26 protein-coding genes are annotated in these 26,249 nt (G+C 69.9%); 5 read left to right on the top strand and 21 right to left on the bottom strand.

Features of this window, described 5'->3' with window-relative positions; all coding sequences use genetic code 11:
* Positions 1-34 precede the first annotated feature (34 nt).
* Both ACJH6J_RS09570 and ACJH6J_RS09565 read left to right on the top strand, forming a co-directional pair.
* Positions 35-610: a DUF3558 domain-containing protein gene (locus ACJH6J_RS09570; RefSeq protein WP_406803863.1), complete on the top strand. Its 576-nt coding sequence runs from the start codon at positions 35-37 to the stop codon at positions 608-610.
* A gap of 63 nt (positions 611-673) precedes the next feature.
* The gene (locus ACJH6J_RS09565; protein ID WP_406803862.1) at positions 674-2,317 is read left to right on the top strand and encodes a CocE/NonD family hydrolase; all 1,644 of its coding nucleotides are present in this window, start codon (positions 674-676) and stop codon (positions 2,315-2,317) included.
* Here ACJH6J_RS09565 and ACJH6J_RS09560 read toward each other — a convergent pair.
* Together ACJH6J_RS09560 and ACJH6J_RS09555 are read right to left on the bottom strand one after the other, a co-directional pair.
* Positions 2,306-2,854, bottom strand: coding sequence for a DUF1802 family protein (locus ACJH6J_RS09560; RefSeq protein ID WP_406803861.1), 549 nt, complete (start codon positions 2,852-2,854; stop codon positions 2,306-2,308). The two genes, ACJH6J_RS09565 and ACJH6J_RS09560, sit on opposite strands and share 12 nt — an antisense overlap.
* The gene (locus ACJH6J_RS09555; protein ID WP_029105342.1) at positions 2,851-3,117 is read right to left on the bottom strand and encodes a DUF2277 domain-containing protein; all 267 of its coding nucleotides are present in this window, start codon (positions 3,115-3,117) and stop codon (positions 2,851-2,853) included. Before ACJH6J_RS09555 ends, ACJH6J_RS09560 begins: the two co-directional genes overlap by 4 nt.
* Before the next feature lie 71 nt (positions 3,118-3,188).
* On the opposite strand from ACJH6J_RS09555, the gene ACJH6J_RS09550 reads away from it, so the two are divergent.
* Positions 3,189-3,935, top strand: a complete 747-nt coding sequence (locus ACJH6J_RS09550) for an enoyl-CoA hydratase (RefSeq protein WP_212811788.1) — start codon at positions 3,189-3,191, stop codon at positions 3,933-3,935.
* Here the strand turns inward: ACJH6J_RS09550 and ACJH6J_RS09545 are convergent, their stop codons facing one another.
* The 8 genes from ACJH6J_RS09545 to rimP all read right to left on the bottom strand — a co-directional run bounded on the left by ACJH6J_RS09545 (position 3,936) and on the right by rimP (position 11,928).
* Positions 3,936-4,061, bottom strand: coding sequence for a hypothetical protein (locus tag ACJH6J_RS09545; protein ID WP_318984337.1), 126 nt, complete (start codon positions 4,059-4,061; stop codon positions 3,936-3,938). It abuts the gene before it with no gap.
* Positions 4,062-4,106: 45 nt separating this feature from the next.
* Entirely contained in the window at positions 4,107-5,405 is a 1,299-nt protein-coding gene (locus tag ACJH6J_RS09540) for an MATE family efflux transporter (protein WP_212811789.1), read from the bottom strand.
* 127 nt (positions 5,406-5,532) lie between these two features.
* Positions 5,533-6,540 carry a bifunctional oligoribonuclease/PAP phosphatase NrnA gene (locus tag ACJH6J_RS09535; RefSeq protein ID WP_305798702.1) on the bottom strand — a complete coding sequence of 336 codons (1,008 nt, stop codon included), beginning with the start codon at positions 6,538-6,540 and terminating at the stop codon, positions 5,533-5,535.
* Positions 6,509-6,985, bottom strand: a complete 477-nt coding sequence (rbfA, locus tag ACJH6J_RS09530; protein ID WP_212811791.1) for a 30S ribosome-binding factor RbfA — start codon at positions 6,983-6,985, stop codon at positions 6,509-6,511. Before rbfA ends, ACJH6J_RS09535 begins: the two co-directional genes overlap by 32 nt.
* Complete coding sequence (gene infB, locus ACJH6J_RS09525; protein ID WP_213020313.1) at positions 6,986-9,826, bottom strand: translation initiation factor IF-2; 2,841 nt, start codon at positions 9,824-9,826, stop codon at positions 6,986-6,988.
* 133 nt (positions 9,827-9,959) lie between these two features.
* On the bottom strand, positions 9,960-10,166 hold the full coding sequence (locus tag ACJH6J_RS09520) for a DUF448 domain-containing protein (protein ID WP_346414929.1): 207 nt from the start codon (positions 10,164-10,166) through the stop codon (positions 9,960-9,962).
* 167 nt (positions 10,167-10,333) lie between these two features.
* Positions 10,334-11,377 carry a transcription termination factor NusA gene (gene nusA / locus ACJH6J_RS09515; RefSeq protein ID WP_346414928.1) on the bottom strand — a complete coding sequence of 348 codons (1,044 nt, stop codon included), beginning with the start codon at positions 11,375-11,377 and terminating at the stop codon, positions 10,334-10,336.
* Positions 11,374-11,928, bottom strand: coding sequence for a ribosome maturation factor RimP (gene rimP / locus ACJH6J_RS09510; RefSeq protein ID WP_212811794.1), 555 nt, complete (start codon positions 11,926-11,928; stop codon positions 11,374-11,376). The genes nusA and rimP overlap by 4 nt, the downstream gene beginning before the upstream one ends.
* A gap of 168 nt (positions 11,929-12,096) precedes the next feature.
* Here rimP and ACJH6J_RS09505 point away from each other — a divergent pair, with 168 nt between their 5' ends.
* Both ACJH6J_RS09505 and ACJH6J_RS09500 read left to right on the top strand, forming a co-directional pair.
* Positions 12,097-12,627: a hypothetical protein gene (locus ACJH6J_RS09505; protein ID WP_346414927.1), complete on the top strand. Its 531-nt coding sequence runs from the start codon at positions 12,097-12,099 to the stop codon at positions 12,625-12,627.
* On the top strand, positions 12,624-13,097 hold the full coding sequence (locus ACJH6J_RS09500) for a ferritin-like domain-containing protein (RefSeq protein ID WP_406803860.1): 474 nt from the start codon (positions 12,624-12,626) through the stop codon (positions 13,095-13,097). The genes ACJH6J_RS09505 and ACJH6J_RS09500 overlap by 4 nt, the downstream gene beginning before the upstream one ends.
* 66 nt (positions 13,098-13,163) lie before the next feature.
* On the opposite strand, the gene ACJH6J_RS09495 is transcribed toward ACJH6J_RS09500, so the two are convergent.
* The 11 genes from ACJH6J_RS09495 to mqo all read right to left on the bottom strand — a co-directional run bounded on the left by ACJH6J_RS09495 (position 13,164) and on the right by mqo (position 26,204).
* Positions 13,164-14,909: a proline--tRNA ligase gene (locus tag ACJH6J_RS09495; RefSeq protein ID WP_406803859.1), complete on the bottom strand. Its 1,746-nt coding sequence runs from the start codon at positions 14,907-14,909 to the stop codon at positions 13,164-13,166.
* A gap of 11 nt (positions 14,910-14,920) precedes the next feature.
* Positions 14,921-15,577 carry a VOC family protein gene (locus ACJH6J_RS09490; protein ID WP_406803931.1) on the bottom strand — a complete coding sequence of 219 codons (657 nt, stop codon included), beginning with the start codon at positions 15,575-15,577 and terminating at the stop codon, positions 14,921-14,923.
* A 79-nt stretch (positions 15,578-15,656) separates the two neighbouring features.
* Positions 15,657-16,073 (bottom strand): hypothetical protein, encoded by a 417-nt coding sequence (locus ACJH6J_RS09485; protein WP_406803858.1) that lies wholly within the window; start codon positions 16,071-16,073, stop codon positions 15,657-15,659.
* A 60-nt stretch (positions 16,074-16,133) separates the two neighbouring features.
* Entirely contained in the window at positions 16,134-17,501 is a 1,368-nt protein-coding gene (locus tag ACJH6J_RS09480) for an alpha/beta hydrolase (protein ID WP_406803857.1), read from the bottom strand.
* A 33-nt stretch (positions 17,502-17,534) separates the two neighbouring features.
* The gene (locus tag ACJH6J_RS09475) at positions 17,535-19,070 is read right to left on the bottom strand and encodes an MFS transporter (protein WP_244872949.1); all 1,536 of its coding nucleotides are present in this window, start codon (positions 19,068-19,070) and stop codon (positions 17,535-17,537) included.
* Between the two features lie 55 nt (positions 19,071-19,125).
* Positions 19,126-20,355 carry a uroporphyrinogen-III C-methyltransferase gene (gene cobA / locus ACJH6J_RS09470; RefSeq protein ID WP_406803856.1) on the bottom strand — a complete coding sequence of 410 codons (1,230 nt, stop codon included), beginning with the start codon at positions 20,353-20,355 and terminating at the stop codon, positions 19,126-19,128.
* A 22-nt stretch (positions 20,356-20,377) separates the two neighbouring features.
* On the bottom strand, positions 20,378-21,742 hold the full coding sequence (locus ACJH6J_RS09465; protein ID WP_406803855.1) for a cobyrinate a,c-diamide synthase: 1,365 nt from the start codon (positions 21,740-21,742) through the stop codon (positions 20,378-20,380).
* 19 nt (positions 21,743-21,761) lie between these two features.
* Positions 21,762-22,376 (bottom strand): cob(I)yrinic acid a,c-diamide adenosyltransferase, encoded by a 615-nt coding sequence (gene cobO / locus ACJH6J_RS09460; RefSeq protein WP_346414924.1) that lies wholly within the window; start codon positions 22,374-22,376, stop codon positions 21,762-21,764.
* Between the two features lie 10 nt (positions 22,377-22,386).
* On the bottom strand, positions 22,387-24,234 hold the full coding sequence (locus ACJH6J_RS09455; RefSeq protein ID WP_406803854.1) for a magnesium chelatase subunit D family protein: 1,848 nt from the start codon (positions 24,232-24,234) through the stop codon (positions 22,387-22,389).
* Positions 24,234-24,701 (bottom strand): GNAT family N-acetyltransferase, encoded by a 468-nt coding sequence (locus ACJH6J_RS09450; RefSeq protein ID WP_212811805.1) that lies wholly within the window; start codon positions 24,699-24,701, stop codon positions 24,234-24,236. The genes ACJH6J_RS09455 and ACJH6J_RS09450 overlap by 1 nt, the downstream gene beginning before the upstream one ends.
* 6 nt (positions 24,702-24,707) lie before the next feature.
* Positions 24,708-26,204 (bottom strand): malate dehydrogenase (quinone), encoded by a 1,497-nt coding sequence (gene mqo, locus ACJH6J_RS09445; protein ID WP_406803853.1) that lies wholly within the window; start codon positions 26,202-26,204, stop codon positions 24,708-24,710.
* Between the last annotated feature and the right edge of the window lie 45 nt (positions 26,205-26,249).

Raw genomic sequence — 26,249 nt, 5'->3', positions numbered from 1 at the left:
GTATTGCTCGGATCTAAGGGGTGTCATGGCAGCGATGGCCGGGAAACTGCGGCTCGTGTCGGCGCTGTGTGCGCTTCTGACGGCAGGCGTGGTGGTCGCACAGACCAACCCGGTGTCACCGACCGGCGGCGACGACGTCGAGCTGCGCTCCACCTCCGCCCCGCTCAGCAGCACCATCAAGTCGCCGATCATCTCCACGACGAACCCGAGCCCATTCGACCCGTGCGACCAGATTCCGCTCGACGCCATCAACGCCATGGGCCTGGGCTTCACCCCGCCCGACCACGAGGACGGCCTGCGCTGCCACTACGACGCCGGTAACTACCAGATGGCCGTCGAGCCGATCGTGTGGCGCACCTACGAGCAGACGCTGCCGGCCGACGCCGTCGAGCTGAACATCGCCGGACACCGCGCCGCGCAGTACTGGATCATGAAGCCGACCGACTGGAATGACCGGTGGTGGGTGACGTGCATGATCACCTTCAAGACCAGCTACGGCCTGATCAACCAGTCGCTGTTCTACTCACCGATCGAGTCGCCGGACCGCCCGGACTGCCTGCAGACCAACCTGCAGCGCGCCAACCAGCTGGTGCCGTTCTACAAGTTCTGATTTCGGGTCGCCCGCCGAGCTTGCGGACGGCAACGGACGGTACGGATCGGTACCATCCGAAGGGTGAGCTCCCGAATCGCCCATCTCGGCTCCCGGTTGCTGAGCCGCGCCCTCGACGTCCCACCCCCGACGACGGACTACACCGTCAGCCGCGTCACCACCCCGATGCGCGACGGCGTCGAACTCGTCGGCAGCCACTACGCGCCCACCGGCACCGCGAAGGGCACCCTGCTGGTGCGGTGCCCCTACGGCCGTGGCTTCCCGTTCGGCCCGGTGTTCGGCGCGACGTACGCCCGCCGCGGCTACCACGTGCTGCTGCAGAGTGTGCGCGGCACATTCGGCTCCGGTGGTGACTTCGAACCGATGGTCAACGAGATCGCGGACGCCGTGGACACCGCCGCCTGGCTGCGCGACCAGCCGTGGTTCACCGGATCGTTCGCGACGATCGGGTTGTCGTACCTGGGCTTCACGCAGTGGGCGCTACTCACCGATCCCCCGCCCGAGCTCAAGGCCGCGATCGTCATGGTCGGCCCCCACGACTTCGCCGAATCAACTTGGGGTACCGGCGCTTTCACGCTCGACAACTTCCTCGGCTGGAGCGACATGATGGCGCACCAGGAAGAGCGACCGCTCGCCGTGCTGCTGCGGCGGTTCCGGGCGCCCCGCCTGGTCGCCCGCACCCACACGCAGGTACCCGCCGGGGCAGCCGGCCGCCGGCTGCTGCGTTCCGGAGCGACCTGGTACGAATCGTGGCTGAGCCACCCCGACGGCACCGACCCGTTCTGGGAGAACATGGCCCTCGCCGACACGCTCGACAAGGTGGATGTGCCGGTGCTGCTCATCGGTGGCTGGCAGGATCTGTTCCTAGAGCAGACCCTGACGCAGTTCCAGCGCCTGAAGTCGCGCGGCGTACCGACCGCGGTCACCATCGGATCGTGGACCCACACCCAGGTCATGACCCGCGGCGGTGCCACGGTGCTGCGCGAATCGCTGGCCTGGCTCGACACCCACCTCGCCGAGCGCACCCCGGCGTCCGAACGGGCCGCCGTCCGCGTCGAGGTCAACGGGCAGGGCTGGCTGACCATGCCGGACTGGCCACCGGCCGCCACCGAACTCGAGCTCTACCTGCAGCCGGCGCACCGGCTCGGCACAACCGCGCCCGCCGATACCGCGCCTCCGTCGCGATTCACCTTCGATCCCGCGGCGCCGACGCCCACGCTGGGCGGCCGGCTGCTGTCATCGGCGGCGGGTTACCAGGAGGACTCCGCGCTCAGCCGTCGGCCCGACGTCGTCGACTTCACCGGTGAGCCGCTGACCGAAGACCTGTACCTGGTCGGCAACCCGGTGATCGAGCTGACCCAGTCGTGCGACAACCCCAACCGGGACATCTTCGTCCGGCTCAGCGTGGTCGACACAAAGGGCAAGTCCACCAACGTCAGCGATGGATTCCGAAGGCTCACAACACTTTCCGACGAACCCGAGACCGTCCGGCTCGAGCTCGATGCCGTCGCACACCGGATCCCGGCCGGGTCCCGGCTGCGGGTGATCGTCGCGGGCGGTTGCCACCCGCGCTACGACCGGAATCTCGGTACCGGCGAGCCCGTCGTCTCCGGCGAGCGCATGGTGCCGGCCACGCACACGGTCCACCACGGCGCGGGCGGAGTGTCCCGGTTGCTGTTGCCGAAGGTCGCGCTGTCAGCCGACTGAGTCGCGCACCCGCTCGGCGATGGCAGCCAGCGCCGCGTCGTCGTACACCGGCGGGCCCCATTCGGGCGTGAGGGGCAGGTCCACCCAGCTGCGGCACCCGGCGTAGTCCGGGGTGCGCGGCAGCCGTACCGGCGCCACAAGCGGTTTGGCCTGCACCACCAGGACCGTCAGCCGGTGGCGGGGCCGGAAATCGAGCCGGTCACTCTGTACGGATTCCGCGGTCCAGATGTGCAGATCGGCGATGGCGTCCAGCTGCTCCGGGCGCTCCACCGCCACGGCGGCAACGACTTTCGCGCCGCCGCGCAGTATCACCTCGGATTCGGTGCTGTCGCCCGCCGCCCGTTCGAGAAGATCGGTGAACTCAGGGCGGACCCGCGCCGCATGGCTGTGCTCGACCGTCGGGAAGAACACGAACTCCGGTGCCGATACCTCGAAACGCTTCTCGCCGATACCGCCCTTGCGCAACAGCACCGTCTGGCGTCCGTCGAGCAGCGCCTGTACCGCCGCGCCCCACTCCTTGAGCGCGGGCGAGTTCACTTGGCGGCCAACCTCGCCTGCACCTCGGGCCGCCGCAGCGGCGGCACCGTCTTGGGCGGCTGCCGACGGGCCGGCAGCTGGTTCAGCAATCGCTCGGTGACAGCCGTGACCTCCGCGACCGCGGCTTCGAAGGCGTCGACGTTGGCGGCGGTAGGACGGGTGATCCCGCTGACCTTGCGGATGTATTGACGCGCGGCGGCCTCGATCTCCTCGGCCGTGGCGGCCGGCTCCAGGCCACGCAGTTCGGTGATGTTGCGGCACATGGCCTCCACGATAGGCGCGTTCAGGCCGCAAGTTACGGTGTCGGTGGGTGACCGCAACGCAAGGAGCCAACGTGACCGACGTCCTACTGATCGACACCACCGACCGGGTTCGCACCCTGACGCTGAACCGGCCGAAGTCCCGGAACGCGCTGTCCTACGAGCTGCGCGATGCCTTCTACGGCGCACTGCGCCAGGCCGAGGCCGACCCGGACGTCGACGTGGTGATCCTGACGGGCGCCGACCCGGTGTTCTGCGCCGGTCTGGACCTCAAGGAACTCGGCGAGGGCGCGGATCTGCCGGACATCTCGCCGAAGTGGCCCAACATGACCAAGCCCGTCATCGGCGCCATCAACGGCGCGGCCGTCACCGGCGGCCTGGAGCTGGCGCTGTACTGCGACATCCTGATCGCCTCGGAGAACGCCAAGTTCGCCGACACCCACGCCCGCGTCGGACTGCTGCCGACGTGGGGCCTGAGTGTGCGGCTACCGCAGAAGGCCGGTGTCGGCCTGGCCCGCCGGATGAGCCTGACCGGCGACTACCTGTCGGCGGCCGAGGCGCTGCGCGCCGGGCTGGTCACCGAGGTGGTGCCGCATGACGAGCTGCTGCCGACCGCGCGGCGCGTCGCCGCCTCGATCGTCGGCAACAACCAGAACGCCGTGCGCGCGCTGCTGGACTCGTACCACAAGATCGACGGCTCCCAGACCGACGCCGGGCTGTGGATCGAGGCCGCGTCAGCCCGGGCCTGGAACAGCGCAGTAGGCAACGACATCGCCGCCAACCGCGACGCCGTCATGGCGCGTGGCCGCACCCAGGTCTAGTCAATCTCCCGCGAGCGGCCGTGTTTGTACGCCGACACGCCGCTCCAGCTGTACAAGAACGTCCCGCTCACCGGCGATGAGCGGGACGTTCTTGTACGGGAACCACGGCGTGTCGGGTGCAGTCACGGCCGCTCGCGAGAGGTGGGGGACGACGCCTTTCGGGCGACCTGCTCACGCCCAGCGGCCGGACAACGCGCGCCAGCCGACGAAGACGAGTCGCAACACCAGGAACGTGCTCAGCCCCGACCAGATGCCGGCCAGCCCCCAGCCGAACGCCAGCGACAGCCAGATCAGCGGCAGGAAGCCGACGAGCCCGCTGATCAGGGTGGCGTTGCGCATGAACTTCGCGTCACCGGCGCCGAGCAGCACCCCGTCGAGGGCGAAAACGACTCCGGCGATGGGCAATTGGGCCACCATGAACCACCACGGGATGCCGATCTGGTCCCGCACCGCATGGTCGGCGGTGAACACTGCCGGCAGCACGCCGGAGCCCACTGCGAACGCCGCCGCCAGCGCCGTCGCCGCGGCGGCCGAATAGACCGTCACGCGCCGCGCCACTGTCTTGGCATGCGCCGGCTCCCCCGCGCCGAGTGCCGCACCGACGAGTGACTGTGCCGCGATGGCCAGCGAATCCAGCACCAGCGCAAGGAAATTCCACAACTGCAGCACCACCTGGTGGGCGGCGACGGCGGCCGCACCGAACCGGGCCGCGACCGCGCCGGCAGACAGGAAACACACCTGGAAGGCCAGGGACCGCAGCACCAGGTCGCGGCCCATGGTCAGTTGCGCGCGCAGCACGTCGGGCCGTAGGCGCAGCGAAACCCGTTCGGACAGCAGGGCATACCCGAACAGCGCCGCGGCGATCCACTGCCCGACGAGGTTGGCGACCGCCGAGCCCGTTAGGCCGAGCCGCGGCAGTCCGAGCCACCCGAAGACCAGCACCGGACACAGCACCGCTGAAATACCCACGCCGACAAGCACATACCGCAGCGGCCGGACGGTGTCCTGCACTCCCCGCAACCAGCCGTTGCCGGCCATGGACATCAGGATCGCGGGTACGGCCAGTATCGCGACGCGCAGCCACGGCAGCGCGGTCTCGGCGATGCCGCCCCGAGACCCGGCGATGGCCGTCAGCAGAAAGGGCGCCAGCGCCTGCACAACCACGACGATCAGCACGCCGAGGGCGAGCGCCAGCCACGTGGCCTGCACGCCCTCCCCGACCGCACCGGCGCGGTCACCGGCGCCGAAGCTCCGGGCCGACCGCGACGTCGTGCCGTACGACAGGAACGTCAGCTGCGACCCGACGAGGCTGAGGATCAGGCCGCCGACCGCCAGACCTGCCAAGGGCAGTGCGCCGAGCCTGCCGACGACCGCGGTGTCCAGCAGGAGGTAGATCGGTTCGGCGGCGAGCACCCCGAGGGCGGGAAAAGCGAGTCCCGCGATGCGACGACCGGTGACCTCGGTGGTCATGACGCGCACGCTCGCCAGCCACGAGCGGCACGAATGTGCACACCAAACACGGCGTGTCGGCGTACAGACACGGCCACTCGCGGGGAGGGGGTGGACACGGGCAAGGGCACGGGCACGGGGAGAGGGATCAAGAGAGGGCGGCGACGAGGGCCGCGACGACGTCGCCGGCGGTTCCGGTGGGCGAGTAGCCCGCCGCGAACCGGTGGCCACCGCCGCCGAAGGAGCTCGCCAGCACAGACACGTCGACCTCGGTCTTGGCGCGCAGGGACACCGACCACTGCCCCGGCTCGATCTCCTTGAGCACCGCGGCCACCTCGGCCTCGGATGTGGTGCGCACGATGTCGACGATGCTCTCGACCTCTTCCGATCGCGCCGCCGCGTACTCCTGGTGCGACACCACGGCGTACACCAGACCCTTGCCGCCGGCGGCCTCGGGCACCAGGCACGCCGTCGACAGCACGCGGGACAGCATGGGCAGCCACGAGTACGGGTGCGTGTCGAGCAGGGCGCGGCTGACGGCGGCGTTGTCGACGCCGATGTCGAGCAGCCGCGCCGCGAGCCGGTACGCGCGGGCGCTGGCCCACCGGAACGAGCCGGTGTCGGTGGTCAGGCCGGCGTACAGGCAGTGCGCCACCGGCAGTTCGATCGGCTTGCCCCAGGCGTCCAGCAGCTCGGCCACCAGCATGGTGGTCGAATCTGCCGACGGGTCAACGTAATTCGCGGTGCCGAACAACCGGTTCGAGGCGTGGTGATCGATCACCAGCACCTGCCGTCCGGGATCGGCCAGCTTGGCCAGCGACCCCAGCCGGTTCACACTCGGGATGTCGACGGTGACCACCAGGTCGGCGTCCGGACGCATCTGGTCCGGCGGCACCAGCAGGTGCCCACCGGGCAGGGTCTGCAGCGATTCCGGCACGGTCGCCGGGGCGGCAAAGCCGACCTGCACGTCCTTACCGGCCTCGCTGAGCACCAATGCGAGCGCGAGGCCCGCCCCGATGGTGTCGGCGTCGGGGTAGACGTGGGCAACCACGCTCACGCTCTCGACCGCACCGAGCAGATCAGCCGCACCGCGCGCGTCAACCCGCGCGCCGTGCGGCCGAATCTCAGTCGTCGGTTCGATCGCGGTCACCTGCATCCTCGGAATCGCTGTCCCCCACCACACGGTACGGATCGGCGTCACCGGCGTGCGTGGCACCTTCCCGGATCCGGGCCACGTCCGCGTCCGCGGCGCGGGCCCGGGCCAGCAGCTCCTCCATCTTCAGAGCCGCATCCGGCACGGTGTCGCGCTCGAAAGTCAGCGTGGGCGTGAACCGAACCCCGGTTCCCGCACCGACTTTCGAGCGCAACGCGCCCTTGGCCTTCTCCAGGGCAGCCGCGACGCCGGCGTAGTCCGGCTCCTCGTCGAGGCTGGTCCCGATCACGGTGTAGTACAGCGTCGCGTCGTGCAGATCACCGGTCATCTTGGCATCGGTGATCGTCACGCCGTCGAGCCGCGGATCCTTGATCTCGTACTCGATCGCCGAGGCGACGATCGTCGAAATGCGCTTGGCCAATCGCTTGGCGCGTGCTGGATCCGCCACCTAGGTACGAGCCTTCTCGACGAGTTCGTACGTCTCGATGACGTCGCCTTCCTTGATGTCGTTGTAGGTCAGCGTCAGACCGCATTCGTAACCTTCGCGCACCTCGGTGGCGTCGTCCTTCTCGCGCTTGAGCGAAGACACCGTGAGGTTCTCGGCGATGACGATGTTGTCGCGCAGCAGGCGGGCCTTGGCGTTACGCCGCATGATGCCCGACTGCACGAGGCAACCAGCGATGTTGCCGACCTTCGACGACCGGAAGATGGCGCGGATCTCGGCGCGGCCGAGCTCCTTCTCCTCGTAGACCGGCTTGAGCATGCCCTTGAGCGCGCTCTCGATCTCGTCGATGGCCTGGTAGATCACCGAGTAGTACCGGATCTCCACGCCCTCGCGGTTCGCCAGCTCCGTCGCCTTGCCCTCGGCACGAACGTTGAAGCCGATGATGATCGCATCCGACGCCGACGCCAGGTTGACGTTGGTCTCGGTGACGCCACCGACACCGCGGTCGATGACGCGCAGTTCCACCTCGTCGTCGATCTGGATGCCCATCAAGGCCTCCTCGAGCGCCTCGACGGTGCCCGAGTTGTCGCCCTTCAGGATCAGGTTCAGCTGGCTGGTTTCCTTCAGCGCCGAATCCAGGTCTTCCAGGCTGATGCGCTTGCGCGAACGTGCGGCCAGCGCATTGCGCTTACGCGCGCTGCGCCGGTCGGCGATCTGGCGGGCGATGCGGTCTTCGTCGACGACCAGGAAGTTGTCGCCGGCGCCGGGCACCGAGGTGAAACCGATGACCTGGACCGGACGCGACGGGAACGCCTCTTCGACGTCCTCGCCGTGCTCGTCGACCATGCGGCGGACGCGGCCGTAGGCGTCACCGGCGACCACCGAGTCACCGACGCGCAGCGTGCCGCGCTGCACCAGCACCGTGGCGACCGGGCCGCGACCGCGGTCCAGGTGCGCCTCGATGGCCACACCCTGGGCCTCCATGTCGGGGTTGGCCCGCAGGTCCAGCGAAGCGTCCGCCGTCAGCAGCACGGCTTCGAGCAGACCGTCGATGTTGGTGCCCTGCTTGGCCGAGATGTCCACGAACATGGTGTCGCCGCCGTAATCCTCGGCCACCAGGTTGTACTCGGTCAGCTGCGCCCGGATCTTCTGCGGATCCGCGCCTTCCTTGTCGATCTTGTTGACCGCCACCACGATCGGCACATCAGCGGCCTGAGCGTGGTTGATGGCCTCCACCGTCTGCGGCATGACGCCGTCGTCGGCGGCGACCACGAGGATCGCGATGTCGGTGGCCTTGGCACCACGGGCACGCATGGCGGTGAACGCCTCGTGACCCGGGGTGTCGATGAACGTCACCAGACGCTCGTTGCCGTCCAGCTCGGTCAGCACCTGGTAGGCGCCGATGTGCTGGGTGATGCCACCGGCTTCGCCCTCACGGACGTTCGCCTTACGGATCGTGTCGAGCAGTCGCGTCTTACCGTGGTCGACGTGGCCCATGACGGTGACCACCGGGGGCCGGCTGGCCAGGTCGTCCTCGTCGCCGGCGTCCTCGCCGTAGGTCAGGTCGAACGACTCGAGCAGCTCGCGGTCCTCGTCCTCCGGGGACACGACCTGCACGACGTAGTTCATCTCGCTGCCCAGCAGCTCGAGGGTGTCGTCACCCACCGACTGGGTGGCGGTCACCATCTCGCCCAGGTTGAACAGCGCCTGCACCAGCGAAGCCGGGTTGGCGTTGATCTTCTCGGCGAAGTCGCTCAGCGACGCACCGCGAGCGAGGCGGATGACCTCGCCGTTGCCGTGCGGCAACCGCACGCCACCGACGATCGGGGCCTGCATGTTCTCGTATTCGGCGCGTTTTGCGCGCTTCGACTTACGGCCACGACGGGGTGCGCCACCGGGACGCCCGAAGGCACCCGCGGCACCGCCGCGCTGACCCGGACGACCGCCGCCACCGGGGCCACCGCCACCGGGAGCACCGCCACCACCGGGACGGCCACGGAAGCCACCACCGGCACCGGCACCTGCGCCACCACCGGCGCCACCGCCGCGGTAGTTACCGCCGCCACCGGCACCGCCGGGACGAGGGCCACCACCGGGACGCGGACCGCCACCGGGGCCGGGACGCGGACCACCCGGACGACCGACGGCACCCGGACGGGCACCTGGCGGACGCGGGGGCATGTTGCCCGGCGTGACACCCGGACGCGGGCCACCGCCCGGACGGGGACCACCGGCGCCGGGGCCCGGACGCGGGCCACCGGGACCGGGAGCCGGACGCGGGGCCGGGCGTTCGACCGGCTGCTGGGATGAGAACGGGTTGTTGCCGACGCGCGGAGCCCGCGGGGCCGGCTTGGGTGCGCCGGGCCGCGGACCCGGGGTTGCACCCGGGGTGGCCGGACGCGGCTGGGCCGGAGCCGCCGGGGCGGCCGACGCTGCCGGCGCGGCAGGAGCCGGGGCCTGGGGCTGCGGAGCCGCGGGCCGGGGTGCGCCGGGCTTGGGTCCACCGGGGGTCGGAGCTGCCGGTGCGGGCGCTGCGGGTGCCGGAGCAGCCGCGGCCGGGGCCGGGGCTGCAGGCGCGGCAGGTGCCGCTGCGGGGGCCGGCTTCGGGGCGCCGGGCTTCGGGGCGCCCGACGGCTTGGCGGCCGCGGGGGCGGCCGGCGCCTCGGACTTGGCGGGCTTGCCGCCGCCGAAGGCTTCACGCAACCGGCGTGCGACGGGCGCCTCCACTGTGGAGGACGCAGATTTCACGAATTCGCCCTGTTCGCTCAGTCGGGCGAGCACTTCCTTGCTGGTGACACCGAGTTCTTTTGCCAACTCGTGTACGCGTGCCTTACCTGCTGCCACTTCTCTCCTCGTCGTGAGGCGTCAGCGGTGGGTAGGCCGCGCCTCGGTTTAGCTATGACGCATGGTCATCGGGACTTCACGGTGTGCTCATGTTCTTCGCTACCTGTTCTCTTGCTGTGGCGTTCCGGGTCCGTCAGGCGGGTAAGGCACTGAAGAACTCTTCGACCGCAGAGGTGTCCGGCGAACCGGTGATGCGCAACGCTCGGGCGAATGCTCGCCGCCGAACTGCCGCGTCGAGGCACTGCTGAACCGGGTGCAACCACGCACCCCGACCCGGCAGGTTACCCGCTGAATCGACCGAGACGACGCATTTACCGTCCCCGTCGCGTACAGCTGCCACTCGAAGCAAGTCGACGGCCAGCTCTCGTTTCCGGCAGCCGATGCAGGTACGCACCGGAGCTGTCGGAGTCTCGCGCTGGATCACAGTGCAGTCTACCGTCTCGGGGCCCTTGGACTTCAATCGCGGTCGCGGCCCCGACACGCCGCCGGTAACTGCGGGTTTTGGCCTCAGCGGTCGCGGCCGGCACCGTGGCCCGTCGACCGGCCGCCGGCGTCTGCCCCCTGACCGTCTGCGTCGCTACGGATGTCGATGCGCCACCCGGTGAGACGCGCCGCCAGGCGGGCGTTCTGGCCCTCCTTGCCGATCGCCAGCGACAGCTGGAAATCGGGCACCACGACCCGCGCCGCGCGCTGCGCCTCGTCGATCACCGTCACCGACACGACCTTGGCCGGCGACAGGGCGTTGGCGACGAACTTCGCCGGGTCCTCGTCGTAGTCGATGATGTCGATCTTCTCGCCCGAGAGCTCGCTCATCACGTTGCGCACGCGCTGACCCATCGGGCCGATGCAGGCGCCCTTGGCGTTCAGCCCCGGCACGCGCGACGCGACCGCGATCTTGGACCGGTGGCCGGCCTCACGCGCCACCGCGACGATCTCGACCGACTCGTCGGCGATCTCGGGGACCTCCAGCGAGAAGAGCTTGCGCACCAGGTTCGGGTGGGTCCGCGACAGCGTGATGACGGGTTCGCGGGCGCCGCGGGTGACCCCGACGACGTAGCAGCGCACGCGGTCGCCGTGCACGTAGCTCTCCCCCGGCACCTGCTCGGCGGCCGGGATCACGCCTTCGGAGCCCTTGGCCTCCGTACCGACCCGCACCACCACGAGGCCGCGGGCGTTGGCCCGCGCGTCGCGCTGGATGACGCCGGCGACGATGTCGCCCTCACGCGCCGAGAACTCGCCGTAGTTCTTCTCGTTCTCCGCATCGCGCAACCGCTGCAGGATCACCTGACGCGCGGTGGTCGCCGCGATCCGGCCGAATCCCTCGGGGGTGTCGTCCCACTCGTGGATGACGGTCCCGTCGGTGTCGGTCTGGCGCGCGATCACCCGCACGATGCCCGACTTGCGGTCGATGTCGATGTACGCGTCGGGCTCGTGCCCTTCGGTGTGCCGGTACGCGGTCAGCAGCGCCGTCTTGATCGTGTCGACGACGACGTCGACGCTGATTCCCTTGTCCGCCTCGATGGCATGCAGTGCCGCCATGTCGATATTCATCCGTCGGCCCCCTCTCCGGTCATACCCGCCAGCTCCAGTTCCCGGCGATTGGGTGGTGAAAATTCAACCTGTACAACAGCTTTCGTAATGTCCGCGAGCGCGACGGTCTGCACCGACAGCACCCCGCGGTTGGCGACGACCAGTTGGATCGCGCTGCCGTCGTGCTCGCCCAGCCGGCCCGTCAGCGACGTGCCGTCGGCCAGGGTCAGCTCGACCTTGCGACCACGGGCGCGGCGGTAGTGCCGCTCCGCGGTCAGCGGGCGCTCCACGCCGGGCGAGGTGACCTCCAGCACATACGGCTCGGAATCGGCGGTCACCTGGTCCAGCAGCTCGGATGCGAGGCGCGAGAGGTCGGCGACGGCGTCGAGGTCCAGACCCGAGTCGCCGTCGGCCACCACGACGATGCGCGGGGGCCGCGCGGCAGCGTCCACCCGCACATCTTCGATGTCGTATCCGGCGTCCGCAAAAGCACTGCTGAGCAGCTCAAGCACTTGGCCTGTGGTCGGTAACCGACTGGGTGGCAGCGGTCGTTCCGGCGTGTCCCGGGCCACGGCGAGCTCCTCATCTTGAGTTGTGCGGACAGGGCCCCCAGAAGGGTGAACCCGGTACCAACGATACGCCAGCAGCGCATGGCCGAATGGCAATCGCGATCGCGGCACCGGAGAACATCCGGCGCCGCGGTGCCCGGCGGCCGGTGTCCGCAATGGCAGGATGTGGCTGTGCCGCACACCGAAACCACCGTCAGCCGACGGCGTGTCCTGTTGGGCACGGCGGCTCTGGCGCTGCTCGGCGGCGCGGCGTCGGCCTGCGGGTCGGCACCGCAGCGCGATCCCGCCCTGGACATCCTGACCGCCGAACTCGACCGGGCCCGTCGCGACAGCCGACTGGCCGCGTCCGCCGCCACCGGCGTACCGCCGCAACTGGCGCCGGCGCTGACGGCCGTCGCGGCACTCCGGGACGCGCACGCTCGCGCGCTGTCCGACGAACTGACCCGGATGGGCAACCCGCCGTCAGCCGCGCCGTCGTCCACCACCGAGACCTCCGCCGCCGCGTCGCCGACGCCTGGCGCCACCCCGCCGCCGGCACCCCCGACACCTCAGGAAGTCGTGGCAGCGCTGGAACAGGCCGCCGACAGTGCGGGCCGCGCTGCGGCCGGCCAATCGGGTTACCGGGCCGGGCTGCTGGCCTCGATCGCCGCCGCGTGCACGGCGGCGCACACCGTCACCCTCGCCGGACAGGCCGCGCCATGACCAGCCCGCAACCCACCCCGACCCGCCCGGGCAGCGCTGCCGACGCCGCGCTGTACGACGCGATCGCCACCGAACACGGCACCATCTACGGCTACGGCCTGGTGTCCGCGCACACCACACCCGACGTCAACGATCTGGTGGCCGAGGCCATGGCCAAGCACCGCGCCAACCGTGAAGCCGGCATCACCGCGCTGGCCGGACGGTCGGTGCCGGCTCCGCTGCCGGCCGCGGGCTATCAGCTCCCCATCGACGCGAACAATCCGGCGGACGCGAGCAAGCTGGCGCTGCAGATGGAAGAGGAGACCGCCGTCGCGTGGCGCGCCGTGGCCGAGCAGGCCACCACCACCGAGGACCGGACGCTGGCCGTCAAGGCCCTCACCGACTGCGCGGTGCTGGCCGCCCAGTGGCGCGCAGCCCTCGGCATGACGCCGGCCGTCGTGGCGTTCCCCGGCGGCGCCGAGCAGTCCTAGCCGGCAACGCCGCGGATCGCAGTCACCTGGTGACCGCAATCCGCGGCACAACGAGGGCTACGAGGCCTACCCCGCCAGCGCGGCCGTGATCGCCGCCGCGGCGCCGTCGACCGGCACCTCGGTCTTCTCACCGGTGAAGCGGTTGCGCAGCTCGACGGTGCCGTCGGCCCAGCCGCGGCCGACCACGACGATCCACGGCACACCCAGCAGCTCGGCGTCCTTGAACTTCACGCCCGGCGACGAGGTGCGGTCGTCGAGGAGCACGTCCAGGCCGAGTCGGTCGAGTTCGCCGGCCAGCTCGGTCGCGCCGGTGCGGGCTTCGGCGTCCTTGTTGGCGATGACCAGGTGCAGGTCGAACGGCGACACCGACGACGGCCAGCGCAGGCCGAGCTCGTCGTGGTGCTGCTCGGCGATCACCGCGACCATGCGCGAGACACCGATGCCGTAGGAGCCCATGGTCAGCCGCACCGGCTTGCCGTTCTCGCCGAGGACATCGGCGCTGAACGCATCGGTGTACTTGCGGCCCAGCTGAAAGACGTGCCCGATCTCGATGCCACGCGCCGACACCAGCGGCCCGGCGCCGTCGGGCGAGGGGTCACCGTCGCGGACGTCGGCGGCCTCGATGGTGCCGTCGGCGACGAAGTCGCGGCCGGCCACCATGCCGACGATGTGCTTGTTGGGCGCGTCGGCGCCGGTGATCCACGACGAACCGTCGACGATGCGCGGGTCCACCAGGAATCGAATGCCGTTCTCCAGCAAGGCTTTCGGGCCCACGTAGCCCTTCACGAGGAACGGGTTGGCGGCGAAGTCGGCGTCGTCGAGCAGCGCGTACTCGGCGGGCTCGAGCGCCGCGGCCAGGCGCTTTTCGTCGATCTCGCGGTCGCCGGGCACGCCGATGCCCAGCAGTTCCCACTCCCCGCCCGGCTGGCGCACCTTCAGCAGCACGTTCTTCAGTGTGTCGGCGGCGGTGATCTCCCGGCCAAGGCCGGCCGTGTTGGCCCACTCCACCAGGGTGGCGATGGTCGGGGCGTCCGGCGTGTCGTAGACGACGGCCTCGGGCTGGCCCTCGATCGGCAGCGAATCGGGCACCGCGGTGACGACGGCTTCGACGTTGGCCGCGTAGCCGGACTGCAGGCAGCGCACGAAGGTGTCCTCACCGACCTCGCTCTCGGCCAGGAACTCCTCGGAGGCACTGCCGCCCATGGCGCCCGACACCGCGGACACGATGACGTACTTGACCGCCAGCCGGTCGAAGATGCGCTGATAGGCCTCGCGGTGAGCGTGGTAGGCGTCCTTGAGTCCGCTGTCGTCGATGTCGAACGAGTACGAGTCCTTCATGATGAACTCGCGGCCACGGAGGATGCCGGCACGCGGGCGGGCCTCGTCGCGGTACTTGGTCTGGATTTGGTACAGCCGCAGCGGGAAGTCCTTGTAGGACGAGTACTCACCCTTGACCGTCAGGGTGAACATCTCCTCGTGGGTGGGCCCCAGCAGGTAGTCGTTCTTGCGGCGGTCCTGCAGGCGGAACAGGTTGTCGCCGTACTCGGTCCAGCGGTCGGTGGCCTCGTAGGGGGCCCGCGGCAGCAGCGCCGGGAAGAGGATCTCCTGTGCGCCGATGGCGTTCATCTCGCTGCGGATGACGTCCTCGATCTTGCGCAGCACCTTCAGGCCCAGCGGCAGCCAGCTGTACAGGCCGGGCGCGATCGGGCGGACGTAGCCGGCCCGGATCAGCAGCTTGTGGCTCGGCACTTCGGCGTCGGCGGGGTCGTCGCGCAGCGTGCGCAGGAACAGCTCGGACATGCGGGTGATCACGGGTGGCCAGCTTAATCGCGGCCCTGCCAGGTGCAGACACACACCTCGTTGCCTTCGGCGTCGGCGAGCACCCAGAACGCGGGTGCCGCTCGGTCACTGAGCAGCACCCCGCCCGCCGCCAGTGCCGCGTCGATGCGTGCGGACGCCCGGTCGTGCGGGACGTCGACGTCGAGGTGGATGCGATTGCGTTGCGGCCGTGGCACATCCATCTGCTGGAACCACAGAGCGGGGCCACGGCCGGTGGGATCGACGAGTCCCCCGCTCAGATCCGACGGCCCCGCTTCGTCGACGTAGCCGGTGACGGCCTTCCAGAACGGGCGCACCGCGGGGATGTCCATGGCGTCGATCGCGATCTCGATCGCCTGTACCGCGACATCGCCCGGCGTGGACGCCGCGCCGCGCTCGGCGAGTGATTCAGAGATGCGGCGTGCCAGCGCGATGTCGTGCGCGGTGACCCCGTCGGCCGAGCACAGCCGCATGACGATCCGGTCGGCGCGAACGTCGACGGTCAAGTGGCCCTGCGCCTCTGGGCCGGTCTCCTCGACCACCACGGCCGCGAGCGCCGCCGCCGCGGCCAAGCCGGCCACCGGCACCTCCGTGCAGACGGCACCGAGCACCAGGCGCCACCCCAGCGGGTTTACCGCATCCGAAATCTCCTGCCGCTGCATCATGATTCGGCCCCCGCGACCATGTCGAACCCCCTGGCGGTCATGCCTCATGCATAGCACTGCGGCGCGTGAGAGGTCCTCAGAGCAGCGCTTTGTTCACCACCCGCTCGTATGCGGTCTTGTCCGCCACGGTGACCGTCGGGCCGAACTGCAGGACGATGTTCATCGCCTGGAACGTGCCCGGCGTCGCTCCCGCATACCCTTCGGCCGCGCCGGTCGTGGAGAACACCAGCACCGTCACGGTGTCGGTCTCGATGGCCTCGATGCACTTGATGTCGGGGCATTTCTGCTTGGCCACATCCCGCGGGTTGGCCACCGGCAGGCCCGCGGCACCCATGTCCCGCACCACGGCCTGCGCGGTGACGGTGTTGAGGATCGGGGCGCCCGTCAGCGCACCGGCCTGTGGCCCGGGAGCCGGCGGGCGCTGGCATCCGGTGATCACCGTTGCGGCGAGCACAGCCGCCGCGATCACAGCTCGGGCTCGCATTGCAGTCATGCACCATCAATAGCAGCGCAACCTGGAGCGCCGGCCACCGGGCGAAGATGCGGACGGCCCTTACAGCGTCGGGACGGCGTGCGAGCCGGGCGGTGCCGCGGCTCCCGGCGTGCGCAGCTTGCCTGCCACCCACGGCAGCGAATCCGCGAAGGCCTCGTTGGCGAAGCCCCAGTCGTGCAGGCCGAGCAGGGCCCGGATGTCGGCGTTGATGCCGTGCTGCTGGGCGATTTCGCACAAGGTGCCGGCCGCGATGTCCTGGCCCTCCGGATTCGCCCGCGCATCGCGCGGCACACCGGGGCCGGGTGCGTGGCAGGCCGCGACGGTGCCGGGGATCTCGAACAACCCGGAGATGCCGTGGTACCGGCCGTACTGCCGCATCACGGTGCTCGGATCGAACTCGGCCCATTTGGCCGCGTCACCCCCGTAGAGCTTGGCGATGGTCTGGTCTTTGCTGCCGATATTCGGGCTCAGGTCGCCGGCGATGTCGACGAACGCGCTGAACAGGTTGGGGTGGCGCGTCGTGAGCTGCACCGCGCAGGTGCCGCCCATGGACCAGCCGACGATGCCCCACTTCTCCGGCTTGGGACTGACGCCGAAGTTCGAGATGAGATACGGAACGACCTCTTTGGTCAGGTGGACCGACGAATTGCCGTGGCTGCCGTTGACGCATTCGGTGTCGTTGTTGAACGAGCCGGTGGCGTCGGCGAAGACGAACACCGGCGCCTCACCGCCGTGGGCCGCCGCGTAGTTGTCGATCGTGGCCTTGGCGTTGCCGGCCCAGATCCAGTCCGCCGGGGTGTTCAGCTGCGAGCCGATCATCATCACCGTCGGCAGCTGCGGCGGCGGATTGCTCGCGAACCATGCCGGTGGCAGGTAGACGAGTTCGGCGCGGTGCGTGAAGTTCGATTCCTGCGAGGTGGTCACGATGGGCACCACGACACCGCGCGGCGGCCGGATGCCTTTGAGCTGCATGGCCGTGACCGTCCAGCGGTCCACCTCGTCGGGCACCTTGCCGACGGTGAACTTGTGCCACGCCACGTACGCGGTCGGGAAATACCCGACCCAGACATTCATCATCAGCAGCGCGCAGAGTGCGCACAGGGGCACCGCGAGCAGGGCCACCCCGCGGCGCCGCCAGGGGGATCCGCGCCAGCCGAGGATCAGGACCGTGGCGGCGAACCCGCCGAGCGCCGTCCAGATCCACAGCAGTACCGGGGCCGGGTCGCCGGCGATACCGAGCGAGGTGATGTACCAGTACAGACCGGCCGCGCACGCGACGCCGACCGCGAGTGCCCACGGCAGCCGGCTGATGCTCCACTGCCGCGACCGCCGCCCGACCGCACAGCACAGCGCCGCGAAAGTCAGTAGCTGGATCAGAAACGGAAGCCACCCATGCGTCAGCGACGCATGGGTGACGAACGAAGGCACGCCGATCCTCCAGGAAGCTACGTCGAGATCGAGCTACAGCTCGCCGGCGTCCAGCGCTTCCTTGGTGTCCTGCGCCGCCGCAACCTCGTCGGCGGTGTAGGTGATGAACAGCGACACCACGCCGACGATCACCGCCACCGCGGCGACCCAGAGCAGGCCGTAGGTGTAACCGTGGTCGAGGGCCGTGTGCTGCGCGGCGTTCATCTTGGCGACCGGACCGGTGGTCCCGCCGAGGTACAGCGTGCGCGACGTGATGACGGCCTGGATGACGGCCAGCACGACCGGCCCACCCAGGTTCTGCAGCATCAGCGCGATGGCCGACAGCGGGCCGATGTCGCTCAGCGCGACGCCGGCGATGGCCGAGACGGTCAGCGGCACCACGATCATGCCGATACCGAAACCACCGACGGTGATCGGGATGACGAGGTTCGGGAAGTACGGGATACCGCCGTTGAGGGTGGACCCGTAGATCATCGCGGCGAGCACCAGGATGCCGCCGGCGATCACCAGCACGCGCGGCGAGAACATCGCCACCAGCTGCGACGACAGGCCCAGACCGATGCCGAGCGCGATGACGAACGGGATGAAGCCGATGCCGGCCTTCAGCGCGCTGTAGCCCATGATGTCCTGCACGTACAGGCCGATCAGGACGGTCAGCGTGAACATCACGCCACCGGCGAGGAAGACCGCGGCGAAGGTGGCCACGCGGTTGCGGTCCCGGAACAGGCTGAACGGCACGACGGGGTGCTCGGCGCTGCGCTCGACGAACAGGAACGCCAGGAACAGCACGGCCGCCGCGGCGCCGGAGCCCAGCGTCAGCGGGGACAGCCAGCCCTTCTCCGGCCCCATCGAGAAGCCGAACACCGCCGCGGTGCAGGCCAGGGTCGCCAGGATGGCGCCGGCCGCGTCGAGCTTCATGCGCTCGCGGGACGTCTCGGTCAGCGTGGTGCGGGCCAGGTAGATCATGACGAGGCCGATCGGCACGTTCACCAGGAACGCGTAGCGCCACGAGAACACCGTCAGCGCGCCGCCGACGACGAGGCCCATCACCGAGCCGACGCCGGTCATGGCCGCGAAGATCGCGGTGGCGGCGTTTCGGGCCGGACCCTTCGGGAAGGTGGTGGCGACGAGCGCCAGGCCGGTCGGCGAGGCGATCGCCGAACCGACACCCTGCAGCAGCCGGGCGATGACCAGGGTCGTCTCGTCCCACGCGACACCGCACAGGATGGAAGCGATGGTGAAGAGCGCGACACCGACGATGAAGGTGCGCTTGCGGCCGATGGTGTCGCCGAGGCGGCCACCGAGCAGCATCAGACCACCGAACGTCAGCACATAAGCAGTGATCACCCAGCTGCGGCCGGCATCGGAAAGCCCGAGCTCGTCCTGAATCTTAGGAAGGGCAACGATGGCGACGGTGCTGTCCATCGTGGCCAGCAGCTGCATGCCACCGATGGCGATGACCGCGGAAAGAAAGCGGGGGGACGGAAGCCAAGCTGGATACCAGCTCTTTCGTTCGTCCTCGGTCTGCCCCACGTGAATCGTGAGCGGTTCGCGGCGGCTGTGTGCCATGGCGGTGCGCTCAGCGTCGTTGAGAGCCGTCATGGAAAGCTACCTTACAGTAATCTTAAGATTTCTTTAACCCTGCGAAGGCCGCGACGTCCCCGATCACGATGATCGCGGGGGGTCGGATACCCTCGGAACGGATGTCCTCCGCCGCGTCGACGAGCGTGGTCTGCAGCGTCTGCTGTGCCGCCGTCGTCCCGTGTTGAACCACCAGTACCGGTGTTTCCGCAGGTCGGCCGCCTTGCAGCAGAACCTTCGCGAAAAGCTCGATGCGCTCGACGGCCATCAGCAGCACGATCGTGCCGCGCATCGCGGCTAGTGCGTCCCAATTCACTAACGATTCCGGGTGCCCGGGCGCGACGTGGCCGCTGACCACCACGAATTCGTGCGTGACGGCCCGGTGGGTGACGGGAACGCCGGCGAGAGCCGGAACCGCTATGGCGCTGGTCACACCGGGTACGACGGTGACCGGAATGCCGGCGTCGGCGCATGCCAGCACCTCTTCATAGCCGCGCGCGAAGACGAACGGGTCACCGCCTTTGAGCCGGACCACGAACTTGCCTTCCTTGGCCCGGTCGATCAGGACAGCGTTGATCGCGTCCTGGGCCATCGCCCGGCCGTACGGAATCTTGGCGGCGTCGATCACCTCGACGTGCGGGCCGAGTTCGGCGAGCAGCTCCTGCGGGGCCAGCCGGTCGGCCACCACCACGTCGGCGTGGGCCAGCAGCCGGCGACCGCGGACGGTGATCAGCTCGGGGTCCCCCGGGCCACCGCCGACGAGCGCCACACCGCGGTAGCTGTCGGGTTCGGCGGCGTCGCCGATGGCGCCGCGCTGCAGCGCCTCGTGGATGGCGGTACGCAGCGCCGCCGAGCGCCGGTGCTCACCGCCGGCCAGCACACCGACCGTCAGGCCGTCGTACTCGAAAGACGCCGGGGTCACCGCCGATCCTTCCTGGCCGGCGTCGGCGCGGACGCAGAAGATTCGGCGCCGGTCGGCTTCCGCGGCCACCGCGGCGTTGACGGCGTCATCGTCGGTCGCGGCCAGGACGTACCAGGCACCGTCGAGATCGTCGTTCTGGAATTCCCGCGAGATAAAGGTGATGCCGGTGCCGTCGGGGTTGTCGACGAGTGCTTCGACCACCGGGGTCGCGGCGGGTGCCACGACGTGGACGTCGGCGCCGCTGGCGATCAGCAGCGGCAGGCGGCGCTGGGCGACGCTGCCGGCACCCACGACCACGACCTTCTTGCCGGACAGATGCAGCCCCACGAGGTAGGCATGCTGGGACGTCATTTTGCTCCTCGCGTGCGCAGTATCACTCGGCGAGTTTAGTTGCCGCCGATACGAACCGATGCACCGAGTGCGGATGCGCGGCCGGATGGGTGTGCAGGTAGCCCGCGTGCACGCCGCCGCGGACGGCCCCGTCGTGCACGGCGGCCTGCCCAGCGCCCCGGAAAACCCAAGCCGGCTGCTGCTGCTCGGTGAATTCGACTGTGGTGCGGTGAAATTCGTGGCCGGTGACGCGCTCCCCCGCGGTGTGCATGCTGGAGTCGACCGTCGCCACGGCATCGCGGTAGCCGAGGGTCAGCCGCTCGGTGAAGCGCGCCGAGCCGGGCAGCACGCCACACATGGGGTGCCCGTCGAGGTCGTCGACCAGGTAGGTGAGGCCGGCACACTCGGCATGCACCGGCGCGCCGGCGGCCGCCAGCGCGGCAATTTGTTCGCGGACAACGGCATTGGCCGACAGTTCCGCGGTGAACTGCTCGGGGAAACCACCGGGTATGACGAGCGCCTGCGTGCCATCCGGCAGTGGGTCGGTGAGTGGGTCGAACGCCACGACCTCGGCGCCGGCCATCTCGAGCAGCTCGGCGTGCTCGGCGTACCCGAAACTGAAGGCCTTGCCGGCGGCGAGCGCAACGGTTGCGGCCGGACCGGACTCCGGCTCGGGAGCCCACTGCGGTTCAAGAGTGCCGATCCCGGCACACCGGGCCACCGCCTCGATGTCGACGTGGCGGGCGACGAGCTCGGTCATGACGTCGACGGCCTCGTGCGCCCGGCGGCCGTGTTCGACGGCGGTGACCAGGCCGAGATGCCGCGACGGAATCTCCAGTCCGCTGTTGCGCGGGATGGCGCCGAACACCGGGACGCCCGCCTGCTCGCAGGCCTGCCGCAGGACCTCTTCGTGCCGCGGCGAGCCGACCTTGTTGAGGATCACCCCGGCGATCCGCACGGCTCGGTCGAACGTCGAAAAGCCGTGCAGCAGAGCGGCAATGCTCTGGCTCTGTCCCCGGGCATCGACGACCAGCACCACCGGCGCGCCGAGCAGCCCGGCGACGTGGGCGGTCGACCCGGGCGCCGGCGACATCGGCTGCTCGGTGATGCGGCCGTCGAACAGGCCCATGACGCCCTCGATGACGGTGACGTCGGCGCCCGCGCTGCCGTGCCGGTAGAGCGGACCGATCAGCTCGGCGCCGACGAGGACCGGGTCCAGGTTGCGGCCCGGCCGGCCGGTGGCCAGCGCGTGATAGCCGGGGTCGATGAAGTCGGGGCCGACCTTCGCGGCGCTCACCGTGTGGCCGGCGCGGCGCAGGGCACCCATCAGGCCGGTGGCCACGGTCGTCTTGCCGCTGCCCGACGCCGGCGCCGCGATCACGACCGCCGGGACGGGATTCGTAATCACTTCGTCCCCGCGGGAGAACTCACCATTCGATGCCGCGCTGGCCCTTGCGGCCCGCGTCCATCGGGTGCTTGACCTTGGTCATCTCGGTCACGAGATCGGCGGCGTCGAGGAGCTGCGGCGGGGCGTCGCGGCCGGTGATGACGACGTGTTGGGTGCCGGGGCGCTGGGTCAGCGTCGACACCACCTCGTCGATGTCCAGCCAGCCCCACTTGAGCGGGTAGGTGAACTCGTCCAGTACGTAGAAGTCGTGCTGCTCGGCGGCCAGCCGCCGCGAGATCTCGGCCCAGCCTTCGACGGCCGCGGCGGCGTGGTCCTCGTCGGAGCCCTGCCGGCGCGTCCACGACCAGCCCGAGCCCATCTTGTGCCACTGCACCGGTCCCCCGATGCCCTGCTCGTCGTGCAGGCGGCCGAGCGTCTGGAATGCCGCTTCCTCGCCCACCTTCCACTTGGCGCTCTTGACGAACTGGAACACCGCGACGTCGAACCCCTGGTTCCAGGCGCGCAGCGCCATCCCGAAGGCGGCAGTGGACTTTCCCTTGCCCGGCCCGGTGTGCACGGCCAGGATCGGCGCGTTGCGCCGCGCCTTGGTGGTCAGTCCGTCGTTGGGGACGACGAGTGGTTGTCCTTGTGGCATAACAGTTTCCTTACGCGGCGGCTTGCCCGGCCCGGACCACACGGGCCAGGTTGTCGGCGCGCAGCTGCGCCAGTTGCACGGCGGCCGCACCGAGCTGGCCGGCCAACTGCTGCGCCAATCCCAGTCGAATATAAGAGGTTTCGCAATCGACGACGACGGCGGCCGCACCCTCGGCGACGAGGAGGCCCGCTGCGGTCCGGGTCCGGCCGAGTGGATCGGGGCCACCAGTGGCGCGGCCGTCGGTCAGCACGACCACCAGCGGGCGACGGGCCCGGTCCCGGGTCTTCTCGCGCAGCACGACATCCCGCGCGGCCAGGAGCCCCTGCGCCAGCGGCGTTTTCCCGCCGGTGTCGAAACGGGCCAGGCGCCGGCTCGCGATGTGCACCGACGACGTCGGCGGCAACAGCAGGGCGGCCTCGGCGCCACGGAAGGTGACGACGGCGACCTTGTCGCGGCGTTGGTAGGCATCACGCAGCAGGGACAGCGTCGCGCCGCTGACCGCGGACATGCGGTCCCGCGCGGCCATGGAGCCCGACGCGTCGACCACGAAGATCACCAGATTGCCTTCGCGCCCTTCGCGAATCGCGTGGCGGACGTCGCTGGGGGCCACCTGCAGGCGCCCGGCCTGTGGCCTGCGGTCGGCCGCGGCGAGCAGCGTGCCGAACACATGCACGCCGTGTCCGGCCTGGGCGTCGTCGGTCGCCGAGATCGGGGTGCCGGTGCGGTTGCGCGCCCGCGACCGCCGACCGGGAGCGCCCTCCCCGACGCCGGGCACCACCAGCGCCCGGGTCCGGAACGTCGCCGACGGCGGCGCGCTGGGCCGCGACGCGCTGCCGGGCCCGGCCGAGCTTCCTTGCGGCGCCGCCTCTTCCGAGCTGTCCGCCGAGACGCCGCCGCCCGGCGGATCGGGTTCGGGGTCCGGCTCCGGCTCCGGCTGCGCTTCGGCTTCGGCCTGCGCCATGGCGTCGTCGAGCTGCTGCGGGTCCAGGCCCGGGTCGTCGAAGGGGTCGCGACGGCGCCGGTGCGGCAACGCGAGTTCCGCGGCGACCCGGACGTCCTCCGCATCCACCGCGGACGCGCCGCGCCAGGCGGCGTGGGCGACGGCCGTGCGGGCCACCACCAGATCGGCACGCATGCCGTCGACTTCGAACGCCGCGCACAGCGCCGCGATCCGGCGCAACTCGTTGTCCGGCAACGACACCGACGCCACCGCGGCGCGCGCCTTGGCGATCCGGCCGGCCAGCTCGGCGTCATCGACGGCGTACCGCTCGGCGAAACCGGCCGGGTCGGCCTCGTAGGACATGCGGCGCCGGATCACCTCGACCCGGACGTCGACGTCCCGGGAGGCGTAGACGTCGACGGTCAATCCGAAACGGTCGAGCAGCTGCGGACGCAGCTCGCCCTCCTCCGGATTCATGGTGCCCACCAACATGAATCGGGCCTCGTGCGAATGCGAGACGCCATCGCGCTCGATGTGCACGCGACCCATGGCGGCGGCATCCAGCAGCACGTCGACCAGGTGGTCGTGCAGCAGGTTCACCTCGTCGACGTACAGGACGCCGCCGTGCGCGCGGGCCAGCAGGCCGGGCGAGAAGGCGTGTTCGCCGTCGCGCAACACCTTCTGCAGGTCGATCGACCCGACCACGCGGTCCTCGGTCGCCCCGATCGGCAGTTCCACCAGTCGGGCGTCGGCGTCCACGGCGGCCAGTACCTCGGCCAGACCACGCACCGCGGTGGATTTCGCGGTGCCCTTCTCGCCGCGGATCAGCACGCCGCCGATATCGGGACGCACCGCGCACAGGATGAGCGCCAGCCGGAGCTGGTCCTGGCCCACCAGCGCGCTGAACGGATAGGTCACTACTGCTGCCCCGCTCCCAGACCTGGTCTGATCATCGGCACATGCGGTATGCCGTCCTCCAGAAATTCCTCACCGTCGCGGACGAATCCGTGGCGGGCGTACATGTCCTCGAGATAGGTCTGGGCGTCGATCCGGCAGGGGTAGGTACCCACCTCGGCCAGGGCCGCCTGCATCAACCGGGTGGTGTGGCCCTGCCCCCGGTCGCTGCGTTTGGTACACACCCGGCCGATGCGGAACACCTTCTCACCGCCGGGATGTTCCTCCATCAGCCGCAGCGTCGAGATGACTTCTCCGTCAGGGCTTTCCAGCCAGAAGTGCCGGGTTTCCGCCAGCAGGTCGCGACCGTCGAGTTCGGGGTACGGGCACGCCTGCTCGACCACGAAGACCTCGACCCGCAACTTGAGCAGCTCGTAAAGCGTTGCGGCATCGAGATCCTTGGCCCAGCTGCGCCTCGGCGCGACCGTCATGCGCGATCAGGCCGGCTGGTCGAGCTTGAGCACCTTGGTCCCCCAGTCCCACACCTCGCGGTACAGCTTGGGTTCGCCGGACAGGCTCACGCCCAGCGACGGCACCATCTCCTTGAGCTTGGGCAGCCAGGTCTGGTAGCGGTCGCCGAAGCAGCGCTCGAGCACCTCGATCATGGCCGGCACCGCGGTGGAGGCGCCCGGCGACGCACCGAGCAGACCGGCGATCCGGCCGTCCTCGGCGGTCAGGACCGTGGTGCCGAACTCCAGCACGCCACCGATGCCCTTGCGGCGGATCACCTGCACGCGCTGACCCGCGACATCCAGCTCCCAGTCGGAATCGACTGCGCTGGGGGCGAATTCGCGCAGCGAATCGACCCGCTCACCCTCGCTGAGGGCCAGCTGCTCGAGCAGGTACTTCACCAGGCCCAATTCGGTGACGCCCACACCGAGCATCGACGCGAGGTTGTTGGGCTTGACCGACAACGGCAGGTCGGTGATCGAGCCCTGCTTCAGGAACTTCGGCGACCAGCCGGCGAACGGCCCGAACAGCAGCCAGGACTGGCCGTTGATGATGCGGGTGTCCAAGTGCGGCACCGACATCGGCGGGGCGCCGACCGATGCCTGGCCGTACACCTTGGCCTGGTGCTTGACCGTCAGGTCCTGGTTGTCGGTGCGCAGGAACGCGCCGCCGACCGGGAAACCGCCGAAGCCCTTGGCCTCGGGGATGCCGGCCTTCTGCAGCAGGTGCAGCGCACCGCCACCGGCGCCGAGGAACACGAACTTGGCGTTGATCTTCTGCCGGTCGCCGGTGCGCCGGTTCACGACGCCCAGCTTCCAGCTGCCGTCGGACTGCTTGCTGAGGTTGGTCACCTCGTGCCCGAACAGCGTCTCCATGCCGCGCTGCGCGGCGAACCCGATGAGCTGCTTGGACAGTGAACCGAAGTCGACGTCGGTGCCGTCGGTGGTCCAGTTCAGTGCGACCGGGTCACTGAAGTCGCGCTGCTCGGCCATGAACGGCAGCCGGCGGGCGAACTCGTCCTTGTCGTCGATGTACTCCATGGTGGCGAACAGCGGGTTGGTCACCAGCGTCTCGCGCCGCTTGCGCAGGTAGTCGATGCTGTCGGCACCGTGCACGAAGCTGACATGCGGGATGGGGTTGAGGAAGCTCTTGACGTCCGGCAGCACCCCGTTCTCCACGGCGTACGCCCAGAACTGCCGCGTCACCTGGAACTGCTCGTTGACGGTGACGGCCTTCTTGATGTCGATGGTGCCGTCGGAGTTCTGCGGCGTGTAGTTGAGCTCGCACAGCGCCGAGTGGCCGGTGCCCGCGTTGTTCCACGGATCGCTGCTCTCGGCGGCGGCGCCGTCGAGGCGCTCGATCATGGTGATGGACCACTCCGGCTCGAGCAGCCGGATCAGTGCCCCGAGAGTGGCGCTCATGATCCCCGCGCCCACGAGGACGACGTCGGTCTGTGCGCTCCCAGCTACGTTTGCATTCGACACGTGATCGCTCGTCCTTCGCACTCGGGTTACCCGCCGGTATTGACG

It is taken from the genome of Mycobacterium sp. SMC-18 (assembly GCF_045310895.1).
Lineage (GTDB): Bacteria > Actinomycetota > Actinomycetes > Mycobacteriales > Mycobacteriaceae > Mycobacterium.
The sequence above is the reverse complement of the archived record's forward strand: the minus strand, read 5'-3'. Positions and strand labels throughout refer to the sequence as shown.